Genomic DNA, 13,055 nt, shown 5'->3' on the forward strand with positions numbered 1-13,055 from the left:
CGAACTAATATTTATTCCCTCACGCCAGTAGCAACACCGTATTTTCTTCAGCACAATTGATAAAATTATCTAAAAACGAAGGGGCTGTTAACAATGACTTTAATAAATGGGTATATTTGTTTCTCACTCACGGTTCCTCATGCGTAAAAGTTGTTTACTATTTTTGCTGGCTTTTTCTTTTGTTGCTACCGCGCAGCAAAAGGAGTATGTACCCCCTACCAAGGCTCAACTGGAAGCCAAACGTAAGGAGATACAGGATGCCATCAATGATACAGAGCACCAACTGGAGGAGATAAAGAAGAATAAGAATGCCACAATGAGCCAGTTGAGGGCATTGCAATATAAGCTGGCACAAAGACAGACGCTGATAGGCAATATCAATGAGGAAATAGGTAGCATTGACAATACGATAGTGTCTTCTTCTAAGGAAATAATGACGCTGAAGCAAAAGCTGGAACTGCTGAAAGTACGGTATGCACAGTCTCTACGCTACGCTTACCAGACCCGTAGTTCTTATGACATGCTGGCATTTCTATTCTCATCGCAAGACTTTAATGATGCCGTGCGCAGGATGAAGTACCTGAAAAAATTCAGGGAGTTCCGCAAGCAGCAGGTTGACCAGATACGCCAGACACAGAACCAGATAGAGCATAAGATAGGTGACCTGAATAAGGAAAAGCAAGAAAAAGACCAACTGTTACTGAACCAGAAGCAACAAACGGTAGCCCTACAGGGAGACGTGCAACAAACCAATACAGTAATACAAGGACTAAAGGGCAAGGAAGCAGAACTGGCAAAAGAAATAGAGAAGAACAGGATTGTTGCCAACAGGATAAACAAAGCAATTGGTGTAATTATAGAACGTGAGATGGCTGCCGCATTGAAGAAGGCAGAAGATGAAGAAAAGAGAAGGCTTGCCGCGGCAGGTAAACCAGTTACTCCGGCATCTAATCCAAAGGACACAAGACCTGCGGGTAATGGCAAGCCAGACCCTTCGTTACCTTATATAGCACCCAAACCAAAACCTGCGAAAGCGGATGCACCACCATTGATGATGACCCCAACGGAAGTAGCTCTTGCGGCAAACTTTGAGGGTAACCATGGTAAGCTTTACTGGCCTGTAGCACAGGGGTCTATATCTGACCACTTTGGTACACACCCACACCCGCTTGCAAAGAGTGTAATGGTAGACCAGGCAGGTATAGATATACGCACATCGCCTAGTGCTGCTGTAAGAGCTGTATTTGAAGGAACTGTAAGCAGCGTGTTCTCTACTGGGGGCAGTGATCTTATTGTGATCATACAGCATGGTAACTACTTCACGGTTTATAACGGACTGGCAAGTGTGTCTGTAAAGAACGGCCAGCACGTAGATACACGCCAGCCAATAGGTATAGTAGCCAATAATGATGAAGGTGAACCAACGGTGAACTTCCAGATATGGAAGTCTGCAGGTAAAGGGGCTAAGGTGAAACTTAATCCGGAGACTTGGATAGGGAAAGCACATTGATAAGTAAAAAGTAAAAACTTAAAAGTAAAAAGCACCCTGTTGCTGTAATGTTTCTTTTGCCCTCAAGTGCAAAACGGTAACGTACATAAACGGCTCTTAAATTACTAACCAATATCAATGCTTATGAGATACGCTGTAGCTATTATATTGCTGTTTATCTGTGGCCCAAGTATGGCGAAACACCGCCATAAACACCACCATCGCAGTAGTCATCATCATTCCGTGGCACATAGGTCTCATCACAGTCGCCACCATAGTGCAGTAGTGCAGCACAGCAAACCCAAAGTGCTTACAGAAGAAGATATATTGTCTCAGCAATTTGAAGCACAAAAGGGAAATTTACGGTTACCTGTGGAACGAGTTGTTGCAAAAGAAATACCGGTTGCTAAGTACCATATTCAATACCACCCTGTACCAGGCATTAGCATTAATTGTCATTCAGGATCATGTGTACGGGCTGTCTACGATGGCGTGGTATCGAAAATTTTCAGTGTTGATGATAATGAGAATAAAGTTGTGATACTCCAGCATGGTAATTACTTTACGGTATATAATGGTGTTACGCAAACAGCAGTAAAAACCGGAGACAAGATCACTGCCAACCAGGAAATAGGAACAGTAGCCGCTAATGATGACGGTGAGCCGAGCCTGAACTTTCAGATATGGAAGGCGGGACCTAAGAAGGCAGAGCGAACAAAGCTGGATCCTGAGGTATGGATCATTAAGCAGTATTGAAATGACCGATTTTTAATCTTATAAATTTAAATTATGAAGATAATTGTTACAATTGCTATTCTTGGTCTGTCGCTACCCTGCTTTGCACAGCGTCCCGTAAATCCAATGCAGCCGCAGATGGTTACAGAGACTGTAGCCCCGGCGAATGAAAACACAGTATTAACAAAAAAATTTGAAGAGAGTAAGGGCAAGCTTCAATACCCTGTCAATGGTGCAATAACCTCACATTTTGGAAAACAGCACCACCCTACAGCAAAGGGAGTAGAAGTTGACAATGCGGGGGTAGATTTCACGACTGCTGCAAATGCCCCGGTAAGATCGGTATTTAAAGGTAAGGTATCGTCTGTATTTATGACAGGCACAATGCAGGTAGTAGTTATACAACATGGTGCTTACTTTACTGTATATACCGGACTTGCATCAATAGGTGTAAAAATTGGTCAGGAGGTAGTAGCCGGACAGGAATTGGGACTTGTAGCCAATGATGTTGATAAAAAGAAGCCATCATTTAATTTCCAGGTATGGAGATCAAAGGGAGAAGGGGCTGCAAAGCTGAACCCTGAAGATTGGTTGAAAGGATAGTAGCTCAACCCTCAAAGTATTTTTTCGTTCCCCCGGGCTATAGCGAATAACTCTGATACAAAATACTATTAAGAAACGGGTGCCAACTATCAAGTTGACACCCGTTCATTTTTTTATCTCTATTTAACTTACTTGCTCTCCATTCTTATTATAGGAATAACCATCTCCTCTATTGAAACGCCACCGTGCTGAAATGTATTGCGGTAGTAGTTGACGTAATGATTGTAGTTATTAGGGTAACACAGGAATACGTCTTCCTTCGCAAAAATGAATGTGGAGCTAACATTAGGTGTGGGTAACCCTGCCAGCTTAGGGTCTTTAAATGCCAATACATCGCGACTTTCAAACTGCAGGTTGCGGCCGTGCTTGTAGCGGAGGTTGGCGGTTGTCTGCCTGTCTCCCACACACTTGCTCGGGGTCTTTACCTTCGTGCTGCCATGATCGGTGGTCATAAACACCTGTATATTCTTCTCCGCTATTTTGCGCAGTGCCCTGTGCAATGGTGAGTGCTCGAACCAGCTGGTAACCAGAGAGCGGTAAGAGATCTCATCGCCTGCAAGCTCCTTCAGTACCTCCATTTCGGTGCGGGCGTGGGACAGCATATCTACAAAGTTGTACACCACAACGGTGAGGTCGTTAGTCAGGTAGTTGTGAATGTTATCTTCCAGCAACTTTGCATCATCATTGTTAGTGATCTTCACGTATTGCCACTTCAGCTTATCCATTTTCAAATGCTTCAGCTGGTTGGCAAAGAAGAATTCTTCATAGAGATTCTTACCGCCGTCTTCATCATCGTTCTTCCACTCCAGCGGAAAGTGTTTTTCAATATCTATCGGCATCATGCCTGCAAATATTGCATTGCGGCAATACTGTGTAGCCGTAGGTAATATACTGTAATAAAGATCTTCTTCTGTGATACGGAAAGACTCTGTAATGATAGACTGGAAAGCCTTCCAGTGATCATAACGGAGGTTATCGACCACAATCATAAATGTGGGTTGACCGGCCTTTATATGCGGCGCTATCTTGGTCTCAAACAATTTGTGAGAGAACAGTGGCCCTGTTTTGTTGTTGTCTTTTATCCATCCTGCATAATTCTTGCTGATGTACTTAAAGAACTCGCTGTTGGCTTCCGCTTTTTGTGTTTGCAATACTTCCATCATTTCAGAACTATCGCTCTTACCAATCTCCAGTTCCCAATACACCAGGCGCTTGTATAGCTCCTTCCATTCTTCGTGGTTGGGGTTGTCGTTCAGTGCCATAAACAGATTGCGGAAGTCCTGTTGGTAGGCCACAGTAGTTTTCTCAGAAACAAGGCGCTTGCCATCCATTATTTTCTTCAATGAAAGCAACACCTGGTTAGGATTCACCGGCTTAATCAGATAGTCTGTGATCTGTGATCCAAGGGCTTCCTCCATTATGTTCTCCGCCTCATTTTTGGTGATCATCACCACCGGCAGCTGTGGCAGCATTTCTTTTATTTTCCCAAGCGTTTCCAGCCCTGTAAGACCGGGCATACTCTCGTCCAGCAGCACCACATCTACGATCTTTTCTTTCAATAGTTCAAGGGCATCATAGCCATTGGAAAGCGGGGTAACAATATATCCTTTATTGGTAAGGAACATGATCTGCGACTTGAGCGAATCAATTTCATCGTCTACCCATAGTATCTCCCCTTGTGTACTCATTTTTCGGTGTGTGTTTTAAGATCAGATAAATTTATTGAAATTATTGGGGAAGCCTGCATTTAAAAATTAGTTTAACGCAAGTTTGACAGGAGGAATACTTGGAATAACGCCCACACGTGTTTAGTATTGCATTCAGTAATAACACATTAACATTATGCCAACGCCCATAGTAAGAAGAGCTATAGTTGAAGATTGCCCACGTATGCTGGAATTGGTGCGGGAACTGGCGCTATATGAGCGTGCTCCTGACGAAGTAACGGTAACGCTGGAGCATTTTATAACAAGTGGTTTTGGCGCTAACCCCGTGTGGTGGGCATTTGTTGTGGAAGAAGATGGCATGATACAGGGATTTGCGCTCTACTATATCCGCTACAGCACCTGGAAGGGACAGCGTATGTATCTGGAAGACATTATAGTTACTGAAGCAGCACGTGGCCGCAAACTGGGCAAGATGCTGATGGATGCACTGATAGAAGAGGCTAAAGAAAAGAAATTCAGCGGAATAGTGTGGCAGGTGCTGGAATGGAATGAACCCGCGCTCAATTTCTACAAAAAGTTTGATGCCAGCTTTGATCCTGAATGGGTGAATGCAGTGCTGAACCTTGGTTAGTTGTCAAAATTTGCCAAGGTCAGAAATAAAGGAGAACATTCTAATATGTCTTTATCAGATCCCTGCCCATAAATGCCGGGCACTTGTAGGTGGTAAAGTTGAAAGACAGGCTAATTACGGCCATAAGGTATTGATCGCGGCTGCTTGAGTTGCCACGTTGCTTACCTGTGCGACCCAGTTCGGGATTACCTGCAATTTCAATGCTACGGTCCTGGAGGGATTTGGCGGGGTTTAATGCTGTGCTACGCGGGAATTTATCTACACCCACGTAGGTCTGGCTTACATCATCGAGGTAGTCGGTAGCGGTAAGTCGGTCTGCAATTTCAAAGGTAAAGTTGACCCCGGGAGCTATCCAGTATTTAATACCGGCACCAATGGGGAAACAAACACCTATACTGTTATACTTACGACTGTCGTATAACCCGGTATTCTGACCTTCAGTACCCAAAGGACGTAGATCGTAGGTATAACCATTGTAAGTAGTATATGGATTGTAGTAAAATGCCCCTATGCCACCTGTAAGATAGGGTGTAAACCGGAAGCTCTTGTCGCCGGTAACAAATCTGAAGAAGTTAAACTCAGCCTGGAAAGTAGCTTCTATGACCTTGCTTTTGAAATTGAGATTACGGGATACTTTGTAGGGAATGGTATTGTACTTGTCGTCATAACCCACCTGCGTATAATTGGCAGAGAGTTTCAATGCTATATATGAATTCATGCGCCTGCGGCCGTAAAGTCCGTAAGCCATGTTAATAGTATGAAAACCATAATTTTCGTTGAGGTCTCCAAAGTACTGGCTGCCACCAAACGAAATGCCGTATTCATTGGCGGTGAAATAAGACTGCGCAAACGAGGACTTACCCGCAAGAAGAAAGGTTATTAATATAACAGGTACCAGTAATTTACGCATATCTTAAATACTCAAAATTCGAACCACCAACAGATGTGGCAACAATACAAAACGCGAATGTCTGACTTTTATTGCTAACAGTCAATCCTATACCGCAGAAATCATCAGTTTCTCTCTTCTAAAATAAAAAGAGCATTGGTATTACGCCAATGCTCTTCAAAATATTATCCAAGATTGCTATTCATCTATACAGCAAAGCTCTCACCACAACCGCAACTGCGGCTGGCATTAGGATTGCTGAAATGGAAGCCCTTTCCGTTCAACCCATCAGAAAAATCGAGGGTAGTATCGCAGAGGTATAAAAAACTCTTCAGATCGGTAACCAGCTTTACGCCCTGGTCTTCAAAGGTCTGATCTTTGGGCTGCGATTCGTTATCGAAATCCAGCTTATAAGACAAACCGGAACAACCACCGCCTACCACGCTCACACGAAGAAAATAGTCGTCACCCAGGTCAGCATCGCGCCTGAGCTGTTCTACTTTTTCCTTTGCTTTATCACTTACGTAGATCATTTTATTTAGTCGTAAGTCGTAAGTCATAAGTTGTAAGTACTACCTACATGTTATGAAATCGTACTATTTTAGTCGTAAGTCTTAGGTCATAAGTTGTAAGGGTTGCTTACCGCTAATGATTCAGACAATTTTTTTGAATTTAGTTTAATATTAGTGAGCTGCAGCTACTGTTTCCAATTCCGCCAATCCGTTCTTAACACGGTAGTCGTTGATGGCAGCTTTGATAGCATCTTCGGCCAATACCGAGCAATGTATTTTTACCGGTGGCAGGTTCAGTTCTTCAACAATATCCATATTGTCGATAGCCAAAGCCTGGTCTACAGTCTTGCCTTTCAGCCACTCAGTAGCCAAAGAAGAAGAAGCGATAGCCGATCCGCAACCGAAAGTCTTGAACTTTGCATCGCTGATCAAACCACTTTCCTGGTCTACTTCTATCTGCAGGCGCATAACGTCGCCGCACTCTGGTGCGCCAACAAGTCCTGTACCTACGTTTGTCTTAGATTTATCTAAAGTACCAACGTTTTTAGGGTTGGTATAATGGTCGATCACTTTATCTGAATATGCCATGATGGTAATTTGTCAATTTGACAATTCGGCAATTTGACAATTAACTGTCAAACCAAACGAATTGAGTTAATATTTTTATTTAAAGCAAACAATTGGCAAATTGTCTCATTGCCTAATTGCCTAATTATTAGTGGTGCGCCCACTCAATAGCGTCGATATCTACACCTTCTTTATACATTTCCCACAGCGGGCTCATTTCGCGGAGCTTCAATACGCTGGTGGTGATGGCATTGATGGTGAAGTCTATCTGCTCATCGGTAGTGAAACGGCCAAGACCGAAACGCAATGAACTGTGAGCCAGATCATCTCCTAAACCTAAAGCCTTCAATACATAAGATGGTTCCAAAGAAGCAGAGGTACAAGCAGAACCGCTTGATAATGCTATATTCTTATTGAAACCCATCATCAGACCTTCGCCTTCTACATATTTGAAAGAGATATTTGTTGTGTGCGGTAAGCGATGTTCACGATTTCCGTTCACGTATGCTTCTTCTACCTGCATCAGCGCTGCTTCCAGCCTGTCACGCATAGCACTGAGGCGCGTTCCTTCGCTTTCCATTTCGTTCATGCACAGTTCGCAAGCCTTACCCAGGCCCACGATACCCGGTACGTTGAGTGTGCCGCTACGCATGCCACGTTCGTGCCCGCCACCGTCCATCTGGGCAGTAACTTTTACACGTGGGTTCTTGCGACGAACGTACAAAACACCAACACCCTTAGGGCCATACATTTTGTGTCCGCTGAAAGACATCAGGTCAATGCCGTCTGCAATTACATCAACAGGTACTTTTCCTACGGCCTGTGTACCATCTGTGAAGAAAAGCACACCATGCTTGCGGGCGATAGCGCTGATCTCACGAACAGGCTGAATAACACCTATCTCATTATTGCCATACATGATGGAAATAAGAACAGTTTTATCTGTAATCGCATTTTCCAGCTCACCAAGGTCTATTAGTCCGTCGCTTTTTACTTCAAGGTAAGTAACCTGTCCGCCCATTTTCTCAATGTGCTTGCAGGCATCCAGCACAGCTTTATGCTCGGTAGTGCAGGTAATGATATGATTACCCTTAGAAGCATACATTTCAAAAACGCCTTTCAGCGCCAGATTGTTTGCTTCAGTTGCACCTGAAGTGAATATGATTTCCTTTGCATCTGCACCGATGAGCTTAGCCACCTGTTCACGTGCATAATCCACCGCCTCTTCTGCTACCCAACCAAATGAGTGGTTCCTGCTGGCTGCATTACCAAATTTTTCAACAAAATAAGGTAACATAGCTTCCAGTACACGCGGATCCATAGGCGTGGTGGCATTATTGTCTAAGTATATCGGTAAGTTCAATTCCATGGTCTTTCTTCTCGTAGATATTTGAGACAAAAGTACGCAGTTTATGCTATTTTTAGACCCTTATATTAAACTATACTATAAATGAACCTATTTATAAAAACTATACAACAATGTCGAAAATAGAACACTTAGGTATTGCAGTAAAGGATCTGAGCGTATCGATTCCGTTATTTGAACAACTATTGAACACCCCATGCTATAAGACAGAAGCAGTAGCCAGCGAAGGTGTAGAGACTGCTTTTTTCAAAACAGGAGATTCTAAAATAGAGCTGGTATGTGCATCGAACGAGTCGAGCACTATAGCCAAATTCATAGCTAAAAAAGGAGAAGGGATACACCATATTGCTTTTGAAGTGGAGAATATTGAAGCGGAAATGAAACGACTTCAGGCACTCGACTTTGAACTGATCCATAAAGAACCGTTCAAAGGCGCTGACAATAAGATGGTGTGCTTTCTGCATCCAAAGAGTACAAATGGGGTGCTGATAGAGTTGTGTATGGAGATAAAGGATTAAAAATATCTTAGGAGACGGTATTGATTGCAAACGCAGAATAATGTCACATACCCACCTCCACCAACATTAACTCTAGATCCTTGATTTAGACAAATAAAGTATTTAATTTTAGGAAGAATAATTTTATAATGAAGTTACTACTTGACATAAAGGATAGCAAAGCCGATTTCATACTAGAACTACTAGGTAGTTTCTCCTACGTAAAAACAAAGCCGCTCACAGATTCAAAAGCGCAGCTCATGGATGAGATAAGAGAGGCAGTAGAGGAAATGAAACTTATTAAAGCTGGTAAAAAAACTGCACGTAACGCCGAAGATTTCTTAAATGAGCTATAGCGTAAAGACAATCGATGTTTTTGAAAGACAGGCTAAGCGGTTGGTCAAAAAATACCCATCATTAAAAACTGAATTATTTCAGCTCATTACCGAATTGAGACAAAATCCTCATTTGGGTATTTCTATTGGTAATAGTTGTTTCAAAATTCGCATCAGTGTTGCATCTAAGGGAAAAGGGAAATCTGGCGGGGCCCGGGTTATAACCAACATAACAATATCGGGAATGAAAGTTTACCTCCTTTCTATATATGATAAATCTGAAAAGGAGAATCTAACAGATAATGAGCTGAAAGGTCTACTAGAGTTCATTCCTGAATAACAGACAGTGATGAAGATTTTATGCCAAACAAAACCACCAAAACCACCCTATATATACAGGCTGAAAAAACAAACGGAATATTCTGCTAAAATTGGGTTTGCGCTGAGCTATAGCTATGTTCATAGGGAAGATAACAACAAGTAACACGATAAGACCCCATGCGGCCGATATGCGGAACTGAGGTAATAATACGCCTATTCCACCTGCTATTTCTGCCAGCCCGCTTATGTAATTCATGGCCTTTTTATAGGGCCAGTTACGAGGGATGGCATCTTCAAATTTCTTTGCCATAGCAAAGTGCATAATGCCCACTATAACAAACATGATACCCAGGGCGACTATGCCGGGCATCTTTCCGGTTAACACATCATGAAAGGCAAAAAAGGAAACGCCCCATGTGAGCAGGTAGAAGCTGATAAGTCCGGCGAGAAATTCCATGTATTAAAGATAGACAAACTAAATAGGATACATCGCAACCTTATTGCTCTCCATCCGGCATCTTACTGCCTATGTCGAACAACCGGTAAGCCAGCGATTGACCCGCTTCATCAGCTTTTCTCCACGAAAAACCTTGTTTCTGCACAATGTAGTTGCCGTTGCGGTCTACAACATAATAGGTAATGGTCTTTTTATCGCCGGTGCCGGAAAAAGAGATGTAGGCATTGGCGGTAGGGACACTACTGTTTGTGATCCAGTTGATGTTACATCCCTTTAGCTTTTCCACTACGGTATTATCTGCATTACCGCTAACATGCAGTGTCATATTCATTGGTATACCACTGAAGGGCACCAGTTGCGGATAGATCATATACAGCTTGTACAGCCAGTCGTTCTGCTCTTCAGTATATTTTAGTTCTTTACACACCTCTGCCTCTGCCTGGTAGAGCCTGGCAGTAAACATCTTTTCATATTCAGGCTCTATATCTCCTGTGCGGAGCAACGCATCCAATTCGTTTTTCGCTTCTTTATACTTGCCTTGCTTTATTTTTAACCGTGCGCTGAAAAGTTTGAAATATTTGCGGATGTACTTGCGTGTATCGGTCTGTGCTTCGCGCTCAAAACGTTTTACAAAGTACTGTGTGCTATAATCGTGTATCAAGTACCAGATCTCGTCCCACGATACCGTGCTCTCGTTAGAGAATAACTTATAGATAACCCTGTCGCGCTCGGGGTTTTGAGCAAACTGGTTGATGATAAGGAACTGCTGCATGTAGCGCTCAGACACCTTGCCCGACATAGCAAACAGCACGGCGGGATTATACCACCAGTTGTTATGTTCAAACTGCTGCATGCTCCATTCGCGTTCCTTCGCTATCAGTTTCAGTAACTGCACACTAAACTCATAATGGCTTTGTCCGAGTGTAGTGCCAATATGCGTCTCTTTAAAGTCAGCTGCCCTGTCTATATATTTCTGTGCTTCTGTTACCTGCCCGTCGTAGAGCAGACAGCGAGCCAGTGCAATATTATACCAGCCATAACCGGGTGTGGTGCCCGCAGCCTTTATCATGTCTTTAGCCAGCTGAATGCCTTCGCGTGGCTTGGACTTATAGATATCAAGTATGGTAGTATAGTACGCCCATTCCTGTAGCCGCTTGTCGCCATTGTCTATCTGCGAGGCAATTTTGTATTCTGCTTCTGCCGTTTTAAAATCACCACTTACTGCCTTGAAAGTAGCATAGTTATTATGCGGCAATCTGCCCGCATCGCGCATCAATCCGAAGTAGTGTTCCGCAGAATCCTGTTGGAAAGCATAGCTATAGAGCATGTTCCTGTAGTGGTATACGCTCATCTTCTCGCCTCGCTCTACGTTGGGCTGAAATTTTTCATTGAGCGGTTTGTTGCGGGCTATCACCCTCATCGCGGTATCCAGGTAGCGCATAGCCAGGGCCTCGTTCTCGTCGATAGAGTTGCGCAAAAAACGGTACTTAGTACTGGTAAAAAACCTGTTACGGTGCACTGTCCAGGCCATGTAGTCATACACATCCAGATAATACTGGTTCTGGAAATTGTACTTCTTTGCTCTGAGCAATAGCTTAAATACCTGGTCGGGCTGGTCGGTATTGCTGTAGCAGTTCATCAGGTAATTAGCTATAAGCGTGTAGTCTATCTGCAGCTTGTAAACGGGTATGTAAATGAGCACCTCATCGGTGCGCACGCGCAAGGCCTTATCATAGTCCTTCTCCAGCAGATCAAGCGCATGGGCTAAAGGGTAAATGGCATTTTTAAAACCGAGGTAGTCGGCAGCATGGTTGTACTTATATGCGCCTTCATACAGCCAGCTTACGTAGTAGGTACTATCAATTCTTTTGAATTCTCTTGATCGCAGTAAAGCGTCTTCGCCATTTACGTCTTCGGTAGCCCGCTTGGGGTCTATACGAAAATATCGGTCTACCATCTTAGCCGCAGGGTGCGGCGGGCGGTATTGGGGTGGTATATCTTCAGGCTTCATCTGCCGGGGAGCATTGCTCTGCCCTATAGCTGTGCCCGCCAGCAGCATAGCCGCTACTACGAGACCCGAAAAACTATGGAGTGAAAACCTGGCCAAAGTGATGATAGATTATATTTTTGTTGTGAGCAAGCTACTTTATTTCCTCGTAATCTATATAATCACCCTCTCTTTTGCTCTTTTTAGGCGTGTTGTTATTCTTACTCATTTTCTTATCCATTTCTTTCAGTTGCGCCTGCATCTGCTTCAACTGATCGTTGGTAGATACATTGATACGGAACAAAGAGAATACATAACGGCTCAGCAGGCTATATATAACCCACACAGCTATTATCCACGTGATGACCCTTATTATCATATAACACAAAGATAGAAAATAGCCGTTGATGCTGCGTTAATGAAATTGTAAATGAAATATCTTTACATATTATATCTGCCAAGAAATTGTTTGTTTTAAACCTTAGTCTTTGGAAGGTCTTCGCTACAGCCATTATTATGTTCATTTCAACGTATGCGAATGCACAGATTACTAGTTTCAACTGTGAGCGGAAAAAAAAGAACCGGGCCCCGATCCCGAAAACGATATTGGCTATTTTACAAAAAGTGGAACAGATAAACGTTTCGGACAGGTATGGGTTTAGCGATAAAGAGGTAAATGGATTTGCTTCTGCCGAAGGTGCATTTGTCACTCTACAGCAAAATGGGGCAAAAGCAATGATAGTGCAGGGTGTAGATGGCGCAGATAATGTAGGCGTGTGGCTGTTTGAGGAGCAGCACGGGCAGTGGAAACTAATATTTCACGACAGAGGGCTAAAAATTACACTTATGAAAATGCCAGTCCACGGACATCGAAAAGTTGTATTTTCCGCATGCTGGGCAAATGGTTGCCATGAGCGTAGTTATAAGTACATAAATGGCACGTACCAACAATATTCATGTACGGAAATAACGGATGCCGGCCGGAAACCTTGTAAATAG

General features: G+C 43.3%; 16 protein-coding genes. 8 read left to right on the plus strand and 8 right to left on the minus strand.

Features of this window, described 5'->3' with window-relative positions; all coding sequences use genetic code 11:
* Window positions 1-139: 139 nt before the first annotated feature.
* From CJD36_RS08060 to CJD36_RS08070, 3 genes are all read left to right on the plus strand, one after another.
* Window positions 140-1,510: a murein hydrolase activator EnvC family protein gene (locus CJD36_RS08060; protein WP_161499250.1), complete on the plus strand. Its 1,371-nt coding sequence runs from the start codon at window positions 140-142 to the stop codon at window positions 1,508-1,510.
* 123 nt (window positions 1,511-1,633) lie between these two features.
* Window positions 1,634-2,245, plus strand: coding sequence for a murein hydrolase activator EnvC family protein (locus tag CJD36_RS08065; RefSeq protein WP_161499251.1), 612 nt, complete (start codon window positions 1,634-1,636; stop codon window positions 2,243-2,245).
* 33 nt (window positions 2,246-2,278) lie between these two features.
* On the plus strand, window positions 2,279-2,827 hold the full coding sequence (locus CJD36_RS08070; RefSeq protein ID WP_105038621.1) for a murein hydrolase activator EnvC family protein: 549 nt from the start codon (window positions 2,279-2,281) through the stop codon (window positions 2,825-2,827).
* A gap of 128 nt (window positions 2,828-2,955) precedes the next feature.
* Here CJD36_RS08070 and porX read toward each other — a convergent pair whose 3' ends face one another.
* The gene (gene porX, locus CJD36_RS08075; RefSeq protein ID WP_105038622.1) at window positions 2,956-4,515 is read right to left on the minus strand and encodes a T9SS response regulator signal transducer PorX; all 1,560 of its coding nucleotides are present in this window, start codon (window positions 4,513-4,515) and stop codon (window positions 2,956-2,958) included.
* Between the two features lie 154 nt (window positions 4,516-4,669).
* On the opposite strand from porX, the gene CJD36_RS08080 reads away from it, so the two are divergent.
* Window positions 4,670-5,125 carry a GNAT family N-acetyltransferase gene (locus CJD36_RS08080; RefSeq protein ID WP_105038623.1) on the plus strand — a complete coding sequence of 152 codons (456 nt, stop codon included), beginning with the start codon at window positions 4,670-4,672 and terminating at the stop codon, window positions 5,123-5,125.
* Window positions 5,126-5,165: 40 nt separating this feature from the next.
* Here CJD36_RS08080 and porG read toward each other — a convergent pair whose 3' ends face one another.
* The 4 genes from porG to CJD36_RS08100 all read right to left on the minus strand — a co-directional run bounded on the left by porG (window position 5,166) and on the right by CJD36_RS08100 (window position 8,492).
* On the minus strand, window positions 5,166-6,035 hold the full coding sequence (gene porG, locus CJD36_RS08085) for a type IX secretion system protein PorG (RefSeq protein ID WP_105038624.1): 870 nt from the start codon (window positions 6,033-6,035) through the stop codon (window positions 5,166-5,168).
* A 185-nt stretch (window positions 6,036-6,220) separates the two neighbouring features.
* A complete protein-coding gene (locus tag CJD36_RS08090) occupies window positions 6,221-6,574 on the minus strand; it encodes a HesB/IscA family protein (protein WP_240609326.1) in 354 nt (117 codons plus the stop codon).
* 123 nt (window positions 6,575-6,697) lie between these two features.
* Window positions 6,698-7,114 (minus strand): Fe-S cluster assembly scaffold IscU, encoded by a 417-nt coding sequence (gene iscU, locus CJD36_RS08095; protein WP_105038626.1) that lies wholly within the window; start codon window positions 7,112-7,114, stop codon window positions 6,698-6,700.
* Window positions 7,115-7,241: 127 nt separating this feature from the next.
* Window positions 7,242-8,492: an IscS subfamily cysteine desulfurase gene (locus CJD36_RS08100; RefSeq protein WP_317047162.1), complete on the minus strand. Its 1,251-nt coding sequence runs from the start codon at window positions 8,490-8,492 to the stop codon at window positions 7,242-7,244.
* Between the two features lie 80 nt (window positions 8,493-8,572).
* Between CJD36_RS08100 and mce the strand changes: the two genes are divergently transcribed.
* The 3 genes from mce (at window position 8,573) to CJD36_RS08115 (ending at window position 9,631) form a co-directional block, all read left to right on the plus strand.
* A complete protein-coding gene (gene mce, locus CJD36_RS08105; protein ID WP_105038627.1) occupies window positions 8,573-8,977 on the plus strand; it encodes a methylmalonyl-CoA epimerase in 405 nt (134 codons plus the stop codon).
* Between the two features lie 128 nt (window positions 8,978-9,105).
* Window positions 9,106-9,312 (plus strand): hypothetical protein, encoded by a 207-nt coding sequence (locus tag CJD36_RS08110; protein ID WP_105038628.1) that lies wholly within the window; start codon window positions 9,106-9,108, stop codon window positions 9,310-9,312.
* Window positions 9,302-9,631, plus strand: a complete 330-nt coding sequence (locus CJD36_RS08115) for a type II toxin-antitoxin system RelE/ParE family toxin (protein WP_105038629.1) — start codon at window positions 9,302-9,304, stop codon at window positions 9,629-9,631. Before CJD36_RS08110 ends, CJD36_RS08115 begins: the two co-directional genes overlap by 11 nt.
* Before the next feature lie 18 nt (window positions 9,632-9,649).
* Here CJD36_RS08115 and CJD36_RS08120 read toward each other — a convergent pair whose 3' ends face one another.
* The 3 genes from CJD36_RS08120 to CJD36_RS08130 are packed head-to-tail and all read right to left on the minus strand — an operon-like array spanning window position 9,650 to window position 12,435.
* Entirely contained in the window at window positions 9,650-10,069 is a 420-nt protein-coding gene (locus tag CJD36_RS08120) for a DoxX family protein (protein WP_105038630.1), read from the minus strand.
* A gap of 40 nt (window positions 10,070-10,109) precedes the next feature.
* Entirely contained in the window at window positions 10,110-12,176 is a 2,067-nt protein-coding gene (locus CJD36_RS08125) for a hypothetical protein (protein WP_133162552.1), read from the minus strand.
* A 34-nt stretch (window positions 12,177-12,210) separates the two neighbouring features.
* Window positions 12,211-12,435 (minus strand): hypothetical protein, encoded by a 225-nt coding sequence (locus CJD36_RS08130; protein WP_105038632.1) that lies wholly within the window; start codon window positions 12,433-12,435, stop codon window positions 12,211-12,213.
* A gap of 245 nt (window positions 12,436-12,680) precedes the next feature.
* Here CJD36_RS08130 and CJD36_RS08135 point away from each other — a divergent pair, with 245 nt between their 5' ends.
* Window positions 12,681-13,055 carry a hypothetical protein gene (locus tag CJD36_RS08135; RefSeq protein ID WP_133162553.1) on the plus strand — a complete coding sequence of 125 codons (375 nt, stop codon included), beginning with the start codon at window positions 12,681-12,683 and terminating at the stop codon, window positions 13,053-13,055.

It is taken from the genome of Flavipsychrobacter stenotrophus (assembly GCF_002954265.1).
In the GTDB taxonomy this organism is placed as follows: domain Bacteria; phylum Bacteroidota; class Bacteroidia; order Chitinophagales; family Chitinophagaceae; genus Flavipsychrobacter; species Flavipsychrobacter stenotrophus.

Bases quoted from the DNA above. Each gene is read 5' to 3' on its own strand.
- CJD36_RS08065 (WP_161499251.1), top strand. From the start codon at position 1,634: ATGAGATACGCTGTAGCTATTATATTGCTGTTTATCTGTGGCCCAAGT.
- CJD36_RS08130 (WP_105038632.1), bottom strand. From the start codon at position 12,435: ATGATAATAAGGGTCATCACGTGGATAATAGCTGTGTGGGTTATATAT.
- CJD36_RS08090 (WP_240609326.1), bottom strand. From the start codon at position 6,574: ATGACTTACGACTTACGACTAAATAAAATGATCTACGTAAGTGATAAA.
- CJD36_RS08060 (WP_161499250.1), top strand. From the start codon at position 140: ATGCGTAAAAGTTGTTTACTATTTTTGCTGGCTTTTTCTTTTGTTGCT.
- porG (WP_105038624.1), bottom strand. From the start codon at position 6,035: ATGCGTAAATTACTGGTACCTGTTATATTAATAACCTTTCTTCTTGCG.
- CJD36_RS08070 (WP_105038621.1), top strand. From the start codon at position 2,279: ATGAAGATAATTGTTACAATTGCTATTCTTGGTCTGTCGCTACCCTGC.
- CJD36_RS08080 (WP_105038623.1), top strand. From the start codon at position 4,670: ATGCCAACGCCCATAGTAAGAAGAGCTATAGTTGAAGATTGCCCACGT.
- CJD36_RS08110 (WP_105038628.1), top strand. From the start codon at position 9,106: ATGAAGTTACTACTTGACATAAAGGATAGCAAAGCCGATTTCATACTA.
- iscU (WP_105038626.1), bottom strand. From the start codon at position 7,114: ATGGCATATTCAGATAAAGTGATCGACCATTATACCAACCCTAAAAAC.
- CJD36_RS08115 (WP_105038629.1), top strand. From the start codon at position 9,302: ATGAGCTATAGCGTAAAGACAATCGATGTTTTTGAAAGACAGGCTAAG.
- mce (WP_105038627.1), top strand. From the start codon at position 8,573: ATGTCGAAAATAGAACACTTAGGTATTGCAGTAAAGGATCTGAGCGTA.
- porX (WP_105038622.1), bottom strand. From the start codon at position 4,515: ATGAGTACACAAGGGGAGATACTATGGGTAGACGATGAAATTGATTCG.
- CJD36_RS08120 (WP_105038630.1), bottom strand. From the start codon at position 10,069: ATGGAATTTCTCGCCGGACTTATCAGCTTCTACCTGCTCACATGGGGC.